Raw genomic sequence first — 17,438 nt, 5'->3', positions numbered from 1 at the left:
AGCCCCAGCCGGATTCGGCTGGGGCTTCGTGAATTCGAGTGTGCCGTAACGACTTACACGTCGTAGTACAGCTCGAACTCGTAGGGGTGCGGACGCAGGTTCACCGGCGCGATCTCGTTGTCACGCTTGAGCTGGATCCAGGTCTCGATGAGGTCGTCGGTGAAGACGTTGCCCTCGGTGAGGTACTCGTGGTCCTGCTCGAGGCGGTCGATGACCGAGGCCAGCGAGGTGGGGGCCTGCGGGATGTTCTTGGCCTCCTCCGGCGGGAGCTCGTAGAGGTCCTTGTCGACCGGGGCCTTGGGCTCGATCTTCTTCTTGATGCCGTCCAGGCCGGCCATCATCATGGCGGCGAAGGCCAGGTACGGGTTACCCGAGGAGTCCGGCGCGCGGAACTCGATGCGCTTTGCCTTCGGGTTGTTGCCGGTGACCGGGATGCGGACCGCGGCGGAGCGGTTGCGCTGCGAGTACACCAGGTTGATCGGGGCCTCGTAGCCCGGCACCAGACGGTGGTAGGAGTTCACGGTCGGGTTGGTGAACGCCAGCAGCGACGGCGCGTGGTGCAGGATGCCGCCGATGTAGTGGCGGGCCAGGTCGGACAGGCCACCGTAGCCGGCCTCGTCGTGGAACAGCGGCTTGCCGTCCTTCCACAGCGACTGGTGCACGTGCATACCCGAGCCGTTGTCACCGAACAGCGGCTTCGGCATGAAGGTGACCGACTTGCCTTCCTGCCACGCGGTGTTCTTCACGATGTACTTGAACAGCTGCAGGTCGTCGGCGGCCGACAGCAGCGTGCCGAACTTGTAGTTGATCTCGGCCTGACCGGCGGTGCCGACCTCGTGGTGGCCGCGCTCGAGCTCGAAGCCCGCGTTCTGCAGGTTGGTCGAGATCTTGTCGCGCAGGTCCACGTAGTGGTCGTAGGGCGCGACGGGGAAGTAGCCGCCCTTGTTGCGGACCTTGTAACCCAGGTTGCGGGAACCGTCGGGGTTGAACTCCTTGCCGGTGTTCCACGAACCCGAGACGGACTCGATCTCGTAGAACGAGCCGTTCATGCCCGATCCGTAGCGCACGCCGTCGAAGATGTAGAACTCGGCCTCGGCACCGAAGAACGCGGTGTCGGCGATACCGGTCGAACGCAGGTACTCCTCCGCCTTGCGCGCGATGTTGCGCGGGTCGCGGGAGTAGGCCTCACGGGTGAACGGGTCGTGCACGAAGAAGTTCAGGTTCAGCGTCTTCGCGGTACGGAACGGGTCGATCCGGGCGGTGGAGAAGTCGGGCAGCAGCAGCATGTCCGACTCGTCGATCGACTGGAAACCGCGCACCGAGGAGCCGTCGAACGCCAGGCCCTCTTCGGCCAGGTCGGAAGTGAACGACTTCGCCGGGATGGAGAAGTGCTGCTGAACGCCAGGAAGGTCCGAGAAGCGTACGTCGACGTACTCGACGTCCTCCTCCTTGATGTACTTGATGACCTCGTCGGCCGTGCTGAACGCCACTTAGTACTCCTTACGGATCGGTTCCCAGCCTGTGCCGATTGCTGGGTTTCAGCGCTGAACGGTATGGATGCGGTGTTTCCCCGCAATCAAGGCTGTGTTTCGCCAGTGTTACACGTGCTGCTGGACGGGTCGGCGGCGTCCCCGGGCAACACCACGTGATGGTTCGTTCACGATGCGGTGCCGGACCAGCACAGTTATCCTGCCACCACGGCATCCGGCGCTCGACTCGAGGACCGCGCATCGTCGCCGATCGGTGCGCGCGACGCCCAGAGTTTCCCGCCCGCAACCGCTTTGGTGAATCGCCCCGGCGGGGCATCGTGCTGTCGTCCCCGCGGGCCCGCGAAGCCGCGAGAGCGACGCCGCCCGCGGACGGCGGCCTCCGACCGCCGGTGTCGCGCGCGGGTGCGTGCGCGGTCCGGGTGTGACGTAATCCTCACCGCCGATACGCCTACGCTGGGAGCATGGCGCGAATTACCGGTTCCTGGCTGTCCGGCCCGAATGCGGCCCACCCCGGCGAGCCGCAGCCCGACGACTATCCCGGCAAGCTGCTCGGCCTGCCGCAGGAGGGTGTGGGGTCGCTGGCGCCCATGTCGCGCCGCATCCTCGCGCTGTTCGTCGACTACTTCATCGCCATGGGTATCGCCGCGCTGATCGTGCGCGGCGCCGGCTCGCTCAACACCGTGACCTATCTGATCTGGTTCGTGATCGGCGTGGTGACGGTCATGCTGTTCGGGTTCACGCCCGGGCAGTACTTCCTGGGCATGCGCACGGTGCGGATCGATGCGTCGGCGCCGGTCGGCTTCGTGCGCTCGGTGGCGCGGCAGGTGTTGCTGACCTTCGTGGTGCCCGCGTTGTTCACCGACGGGGATCGCCGCGGTATGCACGACCGGGCGACCGGGACGGCACTCATCCGCGCTCGGTGACAATCGGCCGCCCTGCGCCGAGTCGCACACCGTCGAGCAACAGGTCGAGAAGGCGGTCGATCTGCTCGCGGTCGATACCCGCCAGTGTCGCGCCCGCCATCGCCGCCGTCACGTCCTCGGGCCGGACGTCGTCGCGCAGTGTCCCGGCCGCGACGCCCGCATCGAGCACGGAACGGATTGCGGTACTGAGTCTTTCGCGTGTCTGCGCCGAGGTCACCGCCCCGGAGGCGATGACCTCGCGCAGTGCCTCGGCCATGCCGCGTTTGGTGGCCACGAAGTCGGCGTAGCGGCCCAGCCAGATCCGCAGCGCGACCTCCGGGGCGTGGTGGCCGAGCAGGTCCGCGGCCTGATCGCACAGCTGTTCCAGTTCGCTGCGATAGACGGCTTCGATGAGCGCTTCCCGGGACGGGAAGTGCCGATACAGCGTGCCGATGCCCACGCCGGCGGACTTGGCGATCGATTCCAGGCTGGGCGTGCCTTCTTCGCCGGTGAACGCGGTGAGAGCGGCGTCGAGGAGTAGTTGGCGATTGCGCTGCGCGTCGCGGCGTCCACGCGGCTGTCCGGGCAAAGTGGAGGGTCCTCCGTTTCTGTATTAGTCTGGAAGTAAGCGGAGGTTCCTCCGCTTATGCACAGGGTAACAAGGGAGACCCGAATGACGGTCATGACGCAACCGCGTGACGGCGAACTGGCGGGACGTCCGGTCGGCCGAATCGGCTACGGCGCGAGGCAGCTGGAATCCGGCGCGGACGCGGTCGCGGTGCTGCGGCGGGCGGTGGAGCTCGGCGTGGGCCATATCGATACCGCCGGTTTCTACGGCAACGGCTCGGTGAACGCGCTGCTGCGCGAGGCGCTGCATCCGTATCCGGACGATCTGCTGCTGGTCGACAAGGTCGGCGCCGTGCACACCGGCAGCGGGCTCGTCGCCGCGCAGAAGCCCGAGCAATTACGGGCCGCGGTGGAAGCCGACCTGCGGGCGCTGGATGCCGAACAGTTGGCGGTGGTCAATCTGCGCCGGACCGACGCTGCGCCGGGCATCGTGGCGACCGGAGATCAGATCGTGGACCTCGACGACCAGCTGGCCGAACTGGTGTCGTTGCGGGACGAGGGCAAGATCGGGGCGATCGGGCTGAGTCATGTCACCGTCGAGCAGCTCCGCCACGCCGCTCCCGCGGGTATCGCGTGCGTGCAGAATCTCTACAACCTGCTGGAACGGCAGGGGGAACCCGTTTTGGCCGAATGTTGTTCGCGCGGAATCGCTTTTGTTCCGTACTTCCCGCTCGGATCGGGATTTCCGGGACGGCCCAAGGTGGCCGACGACGACGTGGTGCGCGATATCGCCGGCCGCCTCGGCGCGACACCGAGTCAGGTGGGTCTGGCGTGGTTGCTGGCCCGCGATCCGCACATCCTGCTGATTCCGGGCACCCGCAGCATCGACCATCTCGAGCAGAATGTGGCGGCGCGGGAGCTCGAGCTGGATGCCGGGATGCTCGCCGCGCTCGACGGGCGGGCCTGAGCGGCGTCGGTATGGATGATCGCGTTGAGCCCGAAGTGACTGTCGTTGGCCAGCGTCAGGACGTCGGCGGTGTCGGAGAAGGGGATGATCGTGGCGACCGGGCCGAAGATCTCCTCGCGCGCGATGCGCTGGTCGTGGCGGCCGAGGAAGACGGTCGGCTCGACGAAATAGCCGGGCCGATCGGCGAGGGAGCCACCGGTCACCAGCTCGGCGCCCTCGGCGACACCCAGTCCGAGGTAGCCGCCGATGCGCTCGTGCTGCTGCCGGTTCACCACCGGTCCCATGGCGACCTCGGCGTCGAACGGGTCGCCCAGCGTGAGGGATTCGGCATGGTCGGCCGGCCGCCGCGTCACCTCCTCGACCAGGCTGTCGTGCACGTAGACGCGGGTGGTCGCGCCGCCGCTCGCGTCGCGCCAGCGCCCGCCGATCCAGAGCCGGCGGGGCGGGAACGTGGTCGGAGCCTGCGCGCCGTCGGCGCGGGGGGTGGAGGTGCGGACACGGCTGCTCCTGACGACTGAACGAAGTGTGAGCAGGCTAGCGCGATGATCGTATGTTGTGATGAAGTTTCCGATTATCGGACAAATGCCTGGTTCGATAATCGGCTCGGAGGTTATCCGGAATGTTCAGCCCAGCGCGGCGTACAACCGCTCGGCGGCCCGGCGCACCGCATCGACCATCGCCGGAGTTTCCTGCCCGACCAGCGTGACCACGCCGACGGCCGCCGGGGGACCGGGCAGTCCGGGCAGCGAGGCGACGACGCCGTGCGCGCCGGGCACCAGCTTGCCTGCGCTCTCGAAGATCCCGCGCTCGCCCTGCCGCGACGCCTCGATCGCCTCGCCGAGGGCGCCCTGTCCGCGCGCGGTGCGGGCGCCGACCCGATAGGCGACATGGAAGGTGGTGAACGGCGGCTCGACGACCGCGACCGCGAGGACGTCGTCCCCGTCGGCGACGCAGAAATGGGCCGTGGCCTCCACCTCGCGGGCCAGATCCTCGAGGATCTCGCGGGTGGCCTCGCGCACCGAGCCGAGCACGTGCTGAGTGAGCACGAGCGCGCCCGCGGAGACACTGACCGTGCCGTCTTCGGCGCGGCGCACCAGTCCGTGTTCGACCAGCGTGCCGACCAGGCGGTAGATGATCGTGCGCGACAGCCCGAGCTCCTGCGCCAGTTGCGCCGGGGTGCGGGCATGGGGGCTGCTGGCGAGCAACTTCAGCACGTCGAGTCCGCGGCTCAGGGTCTGCGAGGTGTCGGGAGCCGGCATGGCAGAAATCCTACGTGGGCGGCGCCTCGATCAGCTCGCGCTCGGCGGCCCACTGCTCGACGTATTCGAGGCAGGTGCGCAGATGGCCGGGTTGGCCGACGTAATAGTCTGTGGCGCCGGGGATTACGCGATAGGTGCGGTCGGGGGTGGCGAGCGCGTCGCGCACGATCGGGTTGTGGGTGGCGGGCACCGCGTCGTCGGCGGAGTTCTCGATCTGCAGCATCGGGCCCTTCGTGATCCGCGCGGCATTGCGTGCCCCGCCCGCCACCGAATGATCCGGACTCCACTGACTCAGCCACGATCGCAGCGTCGTGTAGCGGGCCAGGCCGACCGGTCCGACATTCGCGGTGCGCGGATCGCCGAGATAGCACCAGTTCGGGCGGCGGTCGTTGGGGTCGACGGCCGGATCGAGCCAGCGCACATCGCACATCGTGCGGTGGACCAGGAAGGGCTGCTCCTGTTCGGGCCCGCCCGCGGCGCGCAGGTCGGCCAGCCGGGTGAGCGCCCAGTCCGAGATGCGGCGATTGCGGGCGCGCTGGGCTTCGCGGAATCCGGCGACGTACTCGGGATCGTAGGGCGGGCGCCGCGGCGCGTCGTCGGCATAGATGTCCCAGGTGGCGTCGCGGCGGTGCGGATCGGTTTCGTCGATCACCGACGGGTCGAGCCATTCGGTGAGAGTTTCCGCCCGCGACAGATGCGCCGCGATGAACACGACCCCGTCGCCCGGCGAAAGTCCCGCTCCCACAACATCGACCGGATCTCCGGCAGGTGTGTGCGTGATGCTCGGATCCCATGCCTCGGCCTGGTACAGCAGCGACAGCGATCCACCGCCGGACCAGCCGACCAGAATCACGCGGTCGTAGCCCGCGACCTCGCGCGCCCAGCGCACCCACGCGCCGAGGTCGAGGACCACCTTCTCCATCACCAGCGCGGAATCGTTCTTCGGGTAGCGGCTCGCCCCGCACAGCACGTGATGTCCGCGGGCGGCGAGTGCGGTCGGCATCGGCAGCAGATTCAGCGTCGAGGTCGGATGCTGGAAGAGGAAAACCGTTGCGCCCGAACGCCGATCGCCCGGTGGGCGCAGCAATTGCCCCTCCAGCACGATCCCGTGGCCGCCGGTGAATCCGTGGGTCTCGCGGACCGTGGGCTGCTCCTCACTGTGCAGGATCACCGGGATCCGCGGTGCTCGGGTTGAGCGGCGAAGTCGGCCGCGGCCCCGGACGCATGGGGTAGTGGACGAGAAATCGCCGCCGCTCCCTGACTCCGGGATGCGGCGGCGATTCGAGACTTCAGTTGTGCAGCAGCCTCCGCATGCGGCGGTGCTGCCGTGCGTATGTCAGCGGCGGCGGATGGTGCGCTGCACTCCGCGCATCTTCGCGCCGGCCGGCAGCGGGCCCTTCGGCAGGGCCGGTCCGCCGCGGGTGGCCAGGGCGGTGAGGCGGCCCTCGATGAGGTCCATCCGCTTGGCGTCGATATTGCGGGGGAGTTTGGTGAGGTGGCGCTGCAGGCTCTTCAGCGGAACCTGGCCCTCCTCGTTGCCGATCACGATGTCGTAGATCGGGGTATCGCCGACCAGGCGGGCGGTCTTCTTCTTCTCCTGCGCCAGTAGCGACTTCACGCGTTGCGGCGAGCCCTCGGCCACCAGGATCACACCGGGCAGGCCGATCACGCGGTGGACGGCGTCGAGCTGGGTGGTGGCGGCGACGGCCTGGGTGGCGCGCCACTTACCCTGCAGGTTGTCCAGCACCCACCAGGCCGCGCCCGCTTGCCCCTCGGCCTTGGCGTAGACGTTCTTCTGCACGCGGCGTCCGAAGATGATGAAGGCGACCAGCGCGCCCAGCAGAATGCCGACCGGCAGCAGGAACCACTGCATGTCAAAAAGGAAGCCGATGAGGAACAGCACCACGGTGATGCCGACCAGCGCGCCGATCATCAGCGGCAGCAGCAGTTTGTCCTCTTTGCGCACCATCTGGAACGTCTGCCAGAGCTGCTGACGCCGCTCCTTCGACGCCTGCCTGCGCGCCGCCTTCGCCGCGGCCTTCGCTTCCTTCGACGGTGTGCCGCCCTTACCTGCTGCCATACCTCTCAGGATAGTGGTCGAGCGGGCCATAGCCCGCACGGGCCGCAGAACAGGTGCGACGCTCGCCTCAGACGGTGGCTTCGCTGCGACTGCGCAGGTCCGCGGCGATCTGGCTCGGCATCGGTTCGTGCCGCACATAACTGCGGTCGAACTGGGCGGCGCCGCGCGAGAGTGAGCGTAGGTCGATGGCGTAGCGGCTCAATTCCAGTTCGGGCACCTCGGCGCGGATGACGGTGCGCCCGGCGGTGGCCGGTTCGGTGCCCAGCACGCGGCCGCGGCGGCCGGCCAGGTCGCCGAGGATGGTGCCGACGAAATCGTCGGCGACGGTCACCCGCACCTCGGCGATCGGTTCGAGCAGATCGATCCGGGCGGCCGCGGCCGCTTCCCGCAGGGCCAGCGCCCCCGCGGTCTGGAACGCCGCATCGGAGGAATCGACCGAATGCGCCTTACCGTCGAGCAGGGTCACCCGCACATCGACCAGCGGATATCCGGCGGCGACCCCGCGCTCGGCCTGCGCGCGCACGCCCTTCTCCACCGAGCCGATGAACTGGCGTGGCACCGCGCCGCCGACCACCTTGTCGACGAATTCGATCCCGGAGCCCTCCGGCAGCGGTTCCACCTCGATATCGCAGATCGCGTACTGGCCGTGGCCGCCGGACTGCTTGACATGCCGCCCGTGCCCGGAAGCCTTGCCCGCGAACGTTTCTCGCAACGCCACCCGATACTCGTCGACATCGACCTGCACCCCGAACCGGGACCGCAGCCGCTCCAAGGCGACATCGCGATGGGCTTCGCCCAGGCACCACAGCACCAGCTGATGGGTGCGCGGATTCTGCTCCAGACGCACCGTCGGATCCTCGGCGACCAGACGGGACAGGCCCTGCGACAGCTTGTCCTCATCGGCCTTGCCGTGGGCGCGCACCGCCACCGGCAGCAGCGGTTCGGGCAGCGGCCACGGCTCGATCAGCAGCGGAGAATCCTTGGCCGACACGGTATCGCCGGTCTCGGCGTGCCCCAGTTTGGTGACGTAGGCGATATCGCCGGCGATGGCCTGGCCGATCGGGAACTGTTGTTTACCGAACGGCGCCGTCACCGCGCCGACCCGTTCGTCGACATCGTGCCCGTTGCCGTCGTTGTGCCCGCAGATGTGCACGGTGTCGTCGGCGTGCAGGGTGCCGGAGAACACCCGCACCAGCGACACCCGGCCCACATACGGATCGGAGGCGGTGCGGATCACCTCGGCGGCCAGCGGCGCACCCGGATCGCAGGACAGTGCCTGCGGGGCCGCCCCGTTGCCGGGGCAGCGCGCCGCGACCGCGTGTTCGGCGGGCGTGGGGAAGCCGCGGGTGATCAGCTCCAGGATCTCGACCATGCCCAGACCCTCGCGGGTGCCCTCGGGTGGAGGCGCCGCGATGAGGATGGGATGGAAGCGGTCGTGCGCCACCGCGCGTTCCAGATCCGCGATCAACGTGGTGAGGTCGATCCGTTCGCCCTCGAGGTAGCGGTCCATCAGGGTTTCGTCTTCACTCTCGGCGATGATGCCCTCGATGAGCCGATTGCGCGCGGTCTCGATCTGCGCGGTCTGTTCGGCGGTGGCGTCGGTGCGGGTGTGCGCTCCGTCGGAACAATCGAAGACCTGCTCGGTGAGCAGGTCGATCACCCCGGTGACCGGGCGGTGCCCGTCGGGGCCCTTCGGGCCGTACACCGGCAGTTGCAGCGGCAGGATCGCGTCGGAATCGCCGTCGCCGAGCAGATCGGCGCAGGTCTGGGCCATCAGGTCGAAATCGGCGCGGGCCGCGTCCAGGTGGGTGATCACCAGGGCCCGCGGCATCCCTACTTGCGCGCATTCCTCCCACAGCGCCAGCGTCTGCCCGTCCACACCGTCGGCGCCCGCGGCGGCCGAGACCACGAAAAGGGCCGCATCCGCAGCTCGCAGACCGGCCCGTAGTTCGCCGACGAAATCGGCATATCCTGGCGTATCGATCAGATTGACCTTGATGCCGTTCCAGGCGACCGGCACCACCGACAGCTGGACCGAGCGATGTTGGCGCTGCTCGATATCGTCGTAATCCGACACACAGGTGCCGTCCTCCACGCGGCCGGCTCGGGTGAGCGCCCCGGCCTCCATGGCCAGTGCCTCCACCACTGTGGTCTTGCCGGAGCCGGTGTGCCCGACCAGGACCACATTGCGGATACCGTCCGGCTGGGACGCCTCGAGGACTCTGCCGGCGGAACTGTTACGGGCGGCGGTGCTCGCTTTCTCGGCCATGTCTCTTCACTTCCCGGAGTCGACACGTGCGGTTGCTTCGAGCTTCCCACCGGCGCGCGGCTGTGTCACCCGTTCCGGGGATCCGCACCCCATCCGTGGTGAATCCGCACCCCGTACGCAACGAACGACCGGCCGAAGGCGAATTCGGCCGGTCGCTACGAGGTGGCTGGGGTTCGGTTCAGCTGCCGAATCGGGCGAGGACCGAGCTCGCCTCCTGGCTCGCCGAGCCCTCCTCGGCCAGATGCGACATCTCCGGTGCGATCTCGCGGCCGTGATGCGCCATCGCCTGCGCGTACAACCGGCCGGCGCGGTAGGAGGAGCGCACCAGCGGACCGGCCATCACGCCGGCGAAGCCGAGTTCGGTTGCGACGCGGGAATGTTCGACGAATTCCTCCGGCTTCACCCAGCGGTCCACCGGATGGTGGCGCGGCGAGGGCCGCAGGTACTGGGTGATGGTGAGGATGTCGCACCCGGCCTCGTGCAGGTCACGCATCGCCTGGGTGACCTCTTCGGGGGTCTCGCCCATGCCGAGGATCAGATTCGACTTGGTGACCAGACCGGCCTCGCGGGCCGCGGTCAGCACAGCCAGCGACCGCTCGTAACGGAACGCCGGGCGGATCCGCTTGAAGATGCGCGGCACGGTCTCCACGTTGTGCGCCAGCACCTCCGGCCGCGCGGAGAACACCTCGGCCAGCTGATCGGGTTCGGCGTTGAAATCGGGAATCAGCAACTCCACACCGGTGTGCGGGTTGAGCCGCTTGATGGCGCGCACGGTTTCGGCGTACAGCCAGGCGCCGCCGTCGTCGAGGTCGTCACGGGCGACGCCGGTGATCGTCGAATACCGCAGGCCCATCGCCTGCACGCTCTCGGCCACCCGGCGCGGTTCGTCGCGGTCGAGCGCGGCGGGCTTACCGGTGTCGATCTGGCAGAAATCGCAGCGGCGGGTGCACTGTTCGCCGCCGATGAGGAAGGTGGCCTCGCGATCCTCCCAGCATTCGAAGATGTTGGGACAGCCCGCTTCCTCACAGACCGTGTGCAGCCCTTCGCGTTTGACCAGGCCCTTGAGTTCGGAGTACTCGGGGCCCATGGTGGCGCGGGTGCGGATCCACTTCGGCTTGCGTTCGATCGGCGTCTGCGCGTTGCGGGCCTCAATGCGAAGCAATTTGCGACCGCCTGATTCCCGTACCAGGGAATCGGAGGACGAAGTGGCCGGCGCGGCGGTGTGTGCCGTGCCGCTGTTCGATGTCGGGGTATCGACGGAGGTCACTCGAACGACTCTACGCCCGCCGAAATCGGGCCCGGCAGCGTGCGCTGCATCAAGGTCAGATCCATCCAGCCGCCGAACTTGTGACCCACCTCGGGCAGCTGGCCGACGATCCGGAAGCCGAACTTCTCGTGCAGCAGAATCGAGGTCTTGTTGGAGGTTTCGATCGCCGCGATCACGGTGTGCACCCGCCCGGACTCCTCGGCCCGCCCCAGCAGGGCCGTCAGCAGCGCGGTCGCCGCGCCGCGGCGCTGGAACCGCTCCGAGACGTACACCGAATTCTCCACGCAGTACCGATAGCCGGATTTGGGCCGCCACTGCGCGTAGCTGGCATATCCGGCCACCTGACCGTCGATGATGGCGACGAGCACCGGATATCCGGCGGCCACCCGGTCACGCCACCAGTGCAAACGATCGTCGAGGTCGACCGGCTGGGTGTCCCAGATGGCGGTCGTCTCGGCCACGGCGTCGTTGTGGATGGCGAGGATGGTGGGGATGTCGCGTTCCTCGGCATCGCGAATGCGCGGTCCACCCGACTGGATATCGGTCACCGCCTCAAACTATCCGCAACCTTCGGTGGCGGCGAGCCGATCGGGTTCGAACGCGGGCGCTGTCCGTGCAGGTGTGAGCGGTTTCACCCCGCTCGGCCGTCATCCTGTTCAGTCGATCACCGACGCCAGCGCCTGGCCGATGGTTTCGTGGCGGAAGGTGTAGCCCGCCTTCTCCAGCACGGTGGGAATCGCGCGCGGGCCGCGCAGGATCGCCTCCTGGGCCAGTTCGCCGACCGCGGCCTGCAAGGCGACGGCGGGCACGATGAACGGCGCCGGACGATGCAGCGCCCGCGCCAGCGCGCGATTGAATTCGGCATTGGTCACCGGCGCCGGGCCGACCATGTTGACCGGTCCGCGCACCGCCGGGTCGGTCAGGACGAACGAGATGCCGGCGACCTCGTCGTCGAGTGAGATCCACGGTTGATATTGGCGCCCGCTGCCCAGGCGCCCGCCCAGGCCGATCGAATACAGCGGCCGCAACAGGGCCAGCATGCCGCCGTGGCGCGACAGCACCACCGCACTGCGCACCTGCACCACCCGAACCCCGGCATCGACCGCGGGCTGGGTGGCGGCCTCCCAGTCCCGGCACAGCGTCGCCAGGAAACCCGTTCCGGCGGAATCGGATTCGGTGATCACCCGGTCGCCGGTGTCGCCGCCGTAGAAATGCACGCCGCTGGCGTTCACCAGCGTCGGCACGCCGGCGTCGGCGACCGCGGTGGCCAGCACATCGGTCGGGCCGATGCGGCTGTCGCGCAACTGCTGTTTGTAACTGCCGTTCCAGCGGCGTGCGCCGAGTCCGGCGCCGCACAGGTTGACCACGGCATCCGCCGCGCGCAGGGCCGGTGCGGGCACCTGCGCCCGCACCGGATCCCAGCTGAACTCGTCCTCGGCCGCGGCGGGACGGCGCACCAGGCGGGCCACCTCGTGCCCGTGCCGGCGCAGCGCGGCGACCAGCGCCGTCCCGACGAGTCCGGACGAACCGGCGATCACAACCTTCATGTCGTCACCGAATCGTCATGTCGCGCAGCGTTTTACAGACCGAGATCGGCCTCGAACGCAGCCTCCTCCAGCCGGTGCCTGATGGTGGTCAGGAAGCGGCCCGCGTCGGCGCCGTCGATGAGGCGGTGATCGTAGGTCAGCGGCAGGTAGCACATCGAGCGGATGCCGATGAACTCGCTGCCGTTGTCGGAGATCACGATCGGGCGCTTGACGATCGCACCGGTGCCCAGCATCGCCGCCTGCGGCGGAAGCAGGATCGGGGTGTCGAACAGGGCGCCCTGGCTGCCGATGTTGGTGATCGTGAACGTGCCGCCGGCCAGCTCGTCCGGCTTGAGGCCGCCGGTGCGGGCACGGTTGGCGATATCGGCGATCGCGCGTGCCAGCCCGGCCAGCGACAGGTCGCTGGCGTTGTGGATGACCGGCGACAGCAGACCCTGCTCGGTGTCGACCGCGATGCCCAGGTGCACCGAGGAGTGGTAGGTGATCTCCTTGGTGTCCTCGTTGTAGGAGGCGTTGACGTTGGGGTGCACGCCCAGCGCCTCGACGGCGGCCTTCGCGAAGAACGGCAGGAACGTCAGGTTGACGCCCTCACGGTTGGCGAACGCGCTCTTGGCCTTGGCCCGCAGCGCCGCGATCTTGGTGACGTCGACCTCGTGGGTCTGGGTCAGCTGCGCGGTGGTCTGCAGCGATTCGCGGGTCTTGGTGGCGGTGATCTGCCGGATGCGGTTGGCCTTCTGGACCGTGCCGCGCAGTGCCTGCAGTTGCGGACGGGCGCCGGCCGGAGCCGACGGCGCGGCGGGGGCCGCGGCAGCGGCCGGAGCGGCGGCGGGCTGCGGCGCGGCCGGGGCCTTGTTGGCCTCCGCCGCCGCGAGCACGTCCTGCTTGCGGATGCGGCCGCCGACGCCGGAACCCTTCAGCGTCGACAGATCGACGTTGTTCTCCTGGGCCAGCTTGCGGACCAGCGGGGTGACGTAGGGGGATTCGCCGTTGCCGGACGCGGCGGCGGGCGCGGCCTGCGCCGGAGCCTGCTGGGCCGGGGCCTGCTGTGCGGGGGCCTGCTGCACGGGCGCTTCCTGCTTGGCCGGCGCCTGCTGCTGCGGCGCCTGCTCGGCGGGGGCCTGCTGGGCGGGCGCTTCCTGGGCGGGTGCCTGTTGCTGCGCGGGCGCCGGAGCCGGGGCGGGCGCGGACTGCGCGGCGGCGGGCGAGCCGCTGCCGATCACGCCGAGCTGACCGCCGACCGACACCACATCGTCCTCGTTCGCGCTGATCTCGAGCAGCGTGCCGGCCACCGGCGACGGGATTTCGGTGTCGACCTTGTCGGTGGACACCTCGAGCAGCGGCTCATCGACCTCGACCTGGTCGCCGACCTGCTTGAGCCAGCGGGTGACGGTGCCCTCGGTGACGGATTCGCCCAGTTCCGGCATCTTCACCGGAGTGCCGTCGGCGGCACCACCGGACTGCGCGGCGGGGGCGGACTGCTGCGCGGGGGCCTGCTGGGCGGGCGCTTCCTGCGCGGGCGCGGATTCGGCCGGTGCCTGCTGGGCAGGTGCCTCCTGCGCCGGGGCGGGTGCCGACCCGGACGCCTCGCCGGCGTCGCCGATCACGCCCAGTTCGCCGCCGACCTCGACGACGTCGTCTTCCTGGGCCACGATCTTGGTGAGCACACCCGCTGCGGGGGACGGGATTTCGGTGTCGACCTTGTCGGTGGACACTTCGAGCAGGGGCTCGTCGACCTCGACCGTGTCTCCTTCCTGCTTCAGCCACCTGGTCACAGTGCCCTCGGTGACGCTCTCACCAAGAGCTGGCATCTGGACGGAGAAGGCCATGTCCGTTGACTCCTCTAACTGCTCGACGGGTTCACAACAGTTCGTCTCTCGGCGGGGCGCGCCGCGGGTCGCGGCGAGCACCCGGCTGCCACCGAACATTCCTGTGGCACCGGAGATCCGTGCGGTTCTTGTTCCGGTTCTCCATCCTTGCACTCGCCGTTGCGATACGTACCACAGGGCGGGCGGTCGGCGGGCCCGTGGCGACATCACAGCATCCGCGCCGCCGCGGAGAGCTGCCCCGATGTCGATCGTCCGGCTCGGCGTGTCTGGTTCGACACCCCGCACCGGACCGCGGGCTTCGGACACTCTGTCCTCCGCGGAGCTGGGCGTGCGCCCGAAATGCCCGACAGCTGGCACTATCGATAGATCGGGAGTACACGCACCCGACATTCGACCAGGAGGTAGGCGGCCGTGGGGTTGCTCGATCGTTTCCGCGGCGGCCGCGCGGGTAGAGGCGCCGACGCCTCCGATATTCGTTATCTGGCCGACTGGGTGCGCACCCACGTGGGTGTCGAGGCGTATATCGAACCCAAGACGACAGTGACCGATGTCACAGCGATTCTTATCGCCGCCGATGGGGAATGGACGCGCCGGGTCGTGGGCGAGCGCGGCGCGCGCCAATTGTCGAGCCGCCTGGGCGTTCCCGTCTACGACGTCGGCCGCACCGGCTACCCGCAACGTATGCGCGACTACGACGCCCGCAAACGCATCGAGCGCAAGCGCGCGCTGGAGGCCGATCTGCGGGATCTGTCCGCGGAGTAGAACGCTTCGGGCCGAGCAGGGGCCGACAGTCGGAAATCGCGTCGGCAGGATCGCGACGGCGGCCGTCGCCACCGGCGACGGTCTACCGGTGTGCGCTCAGCTCGTCGGTGAGGCGTTCGGCATCGGCGGTGCCGAACCGGCCCGGGTGACGCGCTGACCAGATCCCGGTCGGCCACACGTCCGATAGTCGCCGACCGGGAATCCGAATTATGTTGTGCCGCTTACTCGCCCGCGATATCGGTCAACACCGCGACCAACGTCCGCACGGGAACGCCGGTGCCGCCCTTGCCGATATAACCGAACGGCCCGCCGGTGTTGTAGGCCGGACCCGCCACATCCAGGTGCGCCCACTGCACGCCCTCGGGCACGAATTCCTTGAGGTACGTGCCGGCGACCAGCATGCCGCCCCAGCGGTGCGGGGACACATTGGCCATGTCGGCGACCTTCGAGTTCAGGTCGGCGCGCAATTCGGCGGGCAGCGGCATCGGCCAGCCGTTCTCGCCGACCTCCTGCGACAGCCGCGCCACCCGGTCGCGGAATTCCTCGGTGCCCATCACGCCCGGGGTACGGGTGCCGAGTGCGACCATCTGCGCGCCGGTCAGCGTCGCGACGTCGATCAGGTAGTCCGGGTTGTCCTCACCCGCGCGCACGATCGCGTCGGCCAGGATCAGCCGGCCCTCGGCGTCGGTGTTGATGACCTCGATCGTGGTGCCGCCGTACTGGGTGAGCACATCGCCGGGACGCTGGGCGGTTGCCGAGGGCATGTTCTCGGCCATCGGCACCGTCGCGGTGACCGTGATCGGCAGTCCGAGTCGCGCCGCCACCAGGGTGGTCGCGATGACCGCCGCGGCGCCACCCATATCGGAGGTCATGTTTTCCATATTGGCCGCCGGCTTGATGGAGATACCGCCGGTGTCGAAGGTGATGCCCTTGCCGATCAGCGCGACCTTGGTATCGCCGCCGGAGTAGGTGATGCGGATCAGTCGCGGCGGGCGCGAGGAGCCCTTGCCGACGCCGACGATACCGCCGTAGCCGCCCGCTTCCAGCTGCTTCTCGTCGAGAATCTCCACGTCCAGTCCGGCCGCCCGCGCCAATTCGGCTGCGCGCTCGGCGAATTCGGCCGGGAAGAGGGCGTTCGGGGGAGTGTTGACGAAATCGCGGGCGGTCGCCACCGCCTCGGCGACAGCCTGGGCGCGGAACAGTTCGTCCTCGCCGGAATCGGCTGTGGGAACGAGGAATTCGACGCGCTGCAGCGGCCGTTCGGCCGGCTTGGGCGCCGACTTGTCGGACTTGAACGTGGTGAAGGTGTAGGCGCCCAGGTAGAAGCCCTCGGCAGCGGCGCCCAGATCCAGTCCGGACAGCGTCGTGACGGCCGTGGCGGTGCCGGCGAGCGAGCGGGCGGCCACACCGGCGGATTTGCGGATCTGCTCGGCGTCCAGCGCGTCCCGTCCGCCGAGTCCGACCGCGAGCACGCTGGTCGCGCCGAGCCCGTCCGGCGCCGGGATACGGGTGAGTTCCTCGGCCTTACCCTTCGCGCCGACGGCCAGCAGCGAGGCCAGCAACTGCTCGCGGGTGCCGGCATCGAGCACCGCGTCGAATACGTCGGCCGCGGCGATCACGGGCCCGTCGTCGGTGGACAGAAGTCCCACCACGAGAACATCGGTATCGGGGCCGATGCTCTCGGTACGTGCCAGTTCCGGGCCGAGTGAACGATCTGCAACAGCTGTCATGCGCCCAGGTTACTGGGTGGGGTTCGGGGCCAGCGGTGGGAGCGACGCGGCCGGACGCGGCAGCCTGCGTAACCACGGAGGTCGCCGCGGACACCGCCGAAGGACACAGCTGGAAGCACCGCGGCCGGAATTCGCTGGTGCTGCTCCGGGCGCCGTGCGATCGTGGTGGTGAATGACTATGAACGATCGAGAACTTGTGCGCTTGTCGAAGCGCCTGTCGAAGTGGTTGCGGCACGACCCGCAGGGGATCGGCCTGGAACCGGACGCCGCGGGGTGGGTGCCGGTGGACGTATTGCTGCGGCAGGCGAGCGGGGCCGCAACGACGATCACTCGCGCGGACCTGGACGCGGTGGTCGCGCGGAACAACAAGCAGCGCTACGAATTCGACGAGACCGGGACGTCGATCCGCGCCCGGCAGGGGCATTCCATCCCCGTCGAGCTCGGCTACACCGCGACGGAACCGCCGTCGATCCTGTTCCACGGCACGGCCGAGCACCTGGTCGAGGTCATCATGGCCGAGGGACTGCGCCCGATGCGCCGGCATGCGGTCCACCTCTCGGCGGATGTGGACACCGCACGCACCGTGGGCGGCCGGCACGGTCGCCCGGTGGTCTTCGACGTCGCGGCCGAGCGGATGTATCGCGACGGGCAGTCGTTCTACCGCACCGGCAACGGAGTCTGGCTGGTCGATGCGGTGGCACCGCACTATCTCGCGCGGAGACCCTCTACCGGTTCGGCCTGAATCCGTAGGCGCTACGGGAGCCCGGTGCGG

General features: G+C 68.9%; 15 protein-coding genes and 1 pseudogene. 4 read left to right on the top strand and 12 right to left on the bottom strand.

The annotated features are described in order from the left end of the window. Positions 1 to 53: 53 nt before the first annotated feature. Positions 54 to 1,490 (bottom strand): type I glutamate--ammonia ligase, encoded by a 1,437-nt coding sequence (gene glnA / locus IRT45_RS15130; RefSeq protein WP_194806495.1) that lies wholly within the window; start codon positions 1,488 to 1,490, stop codon positions 54 to 56. A 461-nt stretch (positions 1,491 to 1,951) separates the two neighbouring features. Here glnA and IRT45_RS15125 point away from each other — a divergent pair, with 461 nt between their 5' ends. Beyond that, entirely contained in the window at positions 1,952 to 2,413 is a 462-nt protein-coding gene (locus IRT45_RS15125; RefSeq protein WP_063064163.1) for an RDD family protein, read from the top strand. Here IRT45_RS15125 and IRT45_RS15120 read toward each other — a convergent pair. Then, a complete protein-coding gene (locus tag IRT45_RS15120; protein ID WP_194806494.1) occupies positions 2,397 to 2,981 on the bottom strand; it encodes a TetR/AcrR family transcriptional regulator in 585 nt (194 codons plus the stop codon). The genes IRT45_RS15125 and IRT45_RS15120 overlap by 17 nt on opposite strands. An 84-nt stretch (positions 2,982 to 3,065) precedes the next feature. On the opposite strand from IRT45_RS15120, the gene IRT45_RS15115 reads away from it, so the two are divergent. Continuing rightward, entirely contained in the window at positions 3,066 to 3,926 is an 861-nt protein-coding gene (locus IRT45_RS15115) for an aldo/keto reductase (protein WP_194806493.1), read from the top strand. Between the two features lie 11 nt (positions 3,927 to 3,937). Here the strand turns inward: IRT45_RS15115 and IRT45_RS36860 are convergent. The 9 genes and pseudogenes from IRT45_RS36860 to sucB form a co-directional block, all read right to left on the bottom strand. Next, positions 3,938 to 4,354: pseudogene (locus IRT45_RS36860) on the bottom strand (aldehyde dehydrogenase family protein); the annotation flags it as partial. A gap of 195 nt (positions 4,355 to 4,549) precedes the next feature. After that, complete coding sequence (locus IRT45_RS15110) at positions 4,550 to 5,185, bottom strand: IclR family transcriptional regulator (RefSeq protein WP_194806492.1); 636 nt, start codon at positions 5,183 to 5,185, stop codon at positions 4,550 to 4,552. A 10-nt stretch (positions 5,186 to 5,195) separates the two neighbouring features. After that, positions 5,196 to 6,356 (bottom strand): S9 family peptidase, encoded by a 1,161-nt coding sequence (locus tag IRT45_RS15105; protein ID WP_228534371.1) that lies wholly within the window; start codon positions 6,354 to 6,356, stop codon positions 5,196 to 5,198. A 165-nt stretch (positions 6,357 to 6,521) separates the two neighbouring features. Then, positions 6,522 to 7,265 carry a DUF4191 domain-containing protein gene (locus IRT45_RS15100; protein ID WP_039777211.1) on the bottom strand — a complete coding sequence of 248 codons (744 nt, stop codon included), beginning with the start codon at positions 7,263 to 7,265 and terminating at the stop codon, positions 6,522 to 6,524. Between the two features lie 67 nt (positions 7,266 to 7,332). Next, positions 7,333 to 9,534, bottom strand: coding sequence for an elongation factor G-like protein EF-G2 (locus IRT45_RS15095; RefSeq protein ID WP_194806491.1), 2,202 nt, complete (start codon positions 9,532 to 9,534; stop codon positions 7,333 to 7,335). A 178-nt stretch (positions 9,535 to 9,712) separates the two neighbouring features. Next, the gene (lipA, locus tag IRT45_RS15090) at positions 9,713 to 10,723 is read right to left on the bottom strand and encodes a lipoyl synthase (protein WP_194806557.1); all 1,011 of its coding nucleotides are present in this window, start codon (positions 10,721 to 10,723) and stop codon (positions 9,713 to 9,715) included. A 74-nt stretch (positions 10,724 to 10,797) separates the two neighbouring features. Then, positions 10,798 to 11,349 carry a GNAT family N-acetyltransferase gene (locus IRT45_RS15085; protein ID WP_276326885.1) on the bottom strand — a complete coding sequence of 184 codons (552 nt, stop codon included), beginning with the start codon at positions 11,347 to 11,349 and terminating at the stop codon, positions 10,798 to 10,800. 108 nt (positions 11,350 to 11,457) lie between these two features. Further along, the gene (locus tag IRT45_RS15080) at positions 11,458 to 12,348 is read right to left on the bottom strand and encodes a TIGR01777 family oxidoreductase (RefSeq protein ID WP_194806490.1); all 891 of its coding nucleotides are present in this window, start codon (positions 12,346 to 12,348) and stop codon (positions 11,458 to 11,460) included. 32 nt (positions 12,349 to 12,380) lie between these two features. Next, complete coding sequence (gene sucB / locus IRT45_RS15075) at positions 12,381 to 14,174, bottom strand: 2-oxoglutarate dehydrogenase, E2 component, dihydrolipoamide succinyltransferase (RefSeq protein ID WP_194806489.1); 1,794 nt, start codon at positions 14,172 to 14,174, stop codon at positions 12,381 to 12,383. 411 nt (positions 14,175 to 14,585) lie between these two features. Here sucB and IRT45_RS15070 point away from each other — a divergent pair, with 411 nt between their 5' ends. Then, positions 14,586 to 14,936: a hypothetical protein gene (locus tag IRT45_RS15070; RefSeq protein ID WP_036500046.1), complete on the top strand. Its 351-nt coding sequence runs from the start codon at positions 14,586 to 14,588 to the stop codon at positions 14,934 to 14,936. Between the two features lie 221 nt (positions 14,937 to 15,157). Here IRT45_RS15070 and IRT45_RS15065 read toward each other — a convergent pair whose 3' ends face one another. Beyond that, entirely contained in the window at positions 15,158 to 16,666 is a 1,509-nt protein-coding gene (locus tag IRT45_RS15065) for a leucyl aminopeptidase (protein ID WP_194806488.1), read from the bottom strand. Positions 16,667 to 16,844: 178 nt separating this feature from the next. On the opposite strand from IRT45_RS15065, the gene IRT45_RS15060 reads away from it, so the two are divergent. After that, positions 16,845 to 17,408: an RNA 2'-phosphotransferase gene (locus IRT45_RS15060; RefSeq protein WP_194806487.1), complete on the top strand. Its 564-nt coding sequence runs from the start codon at positions 16,845 to 16,847 to the stop codon at positions 17,406 to 17,408. Positions 17,409 to 17,438 lie beyond the last annotated feature (30 nt).

Origin of the sequence: Nocardia sp. BSTN01 (assembly GCF_015354405.1) — a bacterium.
Taxonomy (GTDB): domain Bacteria; phylum Actinomycetota; class Actinomycetes; order Mycobacteriales; family Mycobacteriaceae; genus Nocardia.
The sequence above is the reverse complement of the archived record's forward strand: the minus strand, read 5'-3'. Positions and strand labels throughout refer to the sequence as shown.

Bases quoted from the DNA above. Each gene is read 5' to 3' on its own strand.
- IRT45_RS15060 (WP_194806487.1), top strand. From the start codon at position 16,845: ATGAACGATCGAGAACTTGTGCGCTTGTCGAAGCGCCTGTCGAAGTGG.
- IRT45_RS15125 (WP_063064163.1), top strand. From the start codon at position 1,952: ATGGCGCGAATTACCGGTTCCTGGCTGTCCGGCCCGAATGCGGCCCAC.
- IRT45_RS15100 (WP_039777211.1), bottom strand. From the start codon at position 7,265: ATGGCAGCAGGTAAGGGCGGCACACCGTCGAAGGAAGCGAAGGCCGCG.
- IRT45_RS15095 (WP_194806491.1), bottom strand. From the start codon at position 9,534: ATGGCCGAGAAAGCGAGCACCGCCGCCCGTAACAGTTCCGCCGGCAGA.
- sucB (WP_194806489.1), bottom strand. From the start codon at position 14,174: ATGGCCTTCTCCGTCCAGATGCCAGCTCTTGGTGAGAGCGTCACCGAG.
- IRT45_RS15110 (WP_194806492.1), bottom strand. From the start codon at position 5,185: ATGCCGGCTCCCGACACCTCGCAGACCCTGAGCCGCGGACTCGACGTG.
- IRT45_RS15080 (WP_194806490.1), bottom strand. From the start codon at position 12,348: ATGAAGGTTGTGATCGCCGGTTCGTCCGGACTCGTCGGGACGGCGCTG.
- IRT45_RS15115 (WP_194806493.1), top strand. From the start codon at position 3,066: ATGACGGTCATGACGCAACCGCGTGACGGCGAACTGGCGGGACGTCCG.
- IRT45_RS15065 (WP_194806488.1), bottom strand. From the start codon at position 16,666: ATGACAGCTGTTGCAGATCGTTCACTCGGCCCGGAACTGGCACGTACC.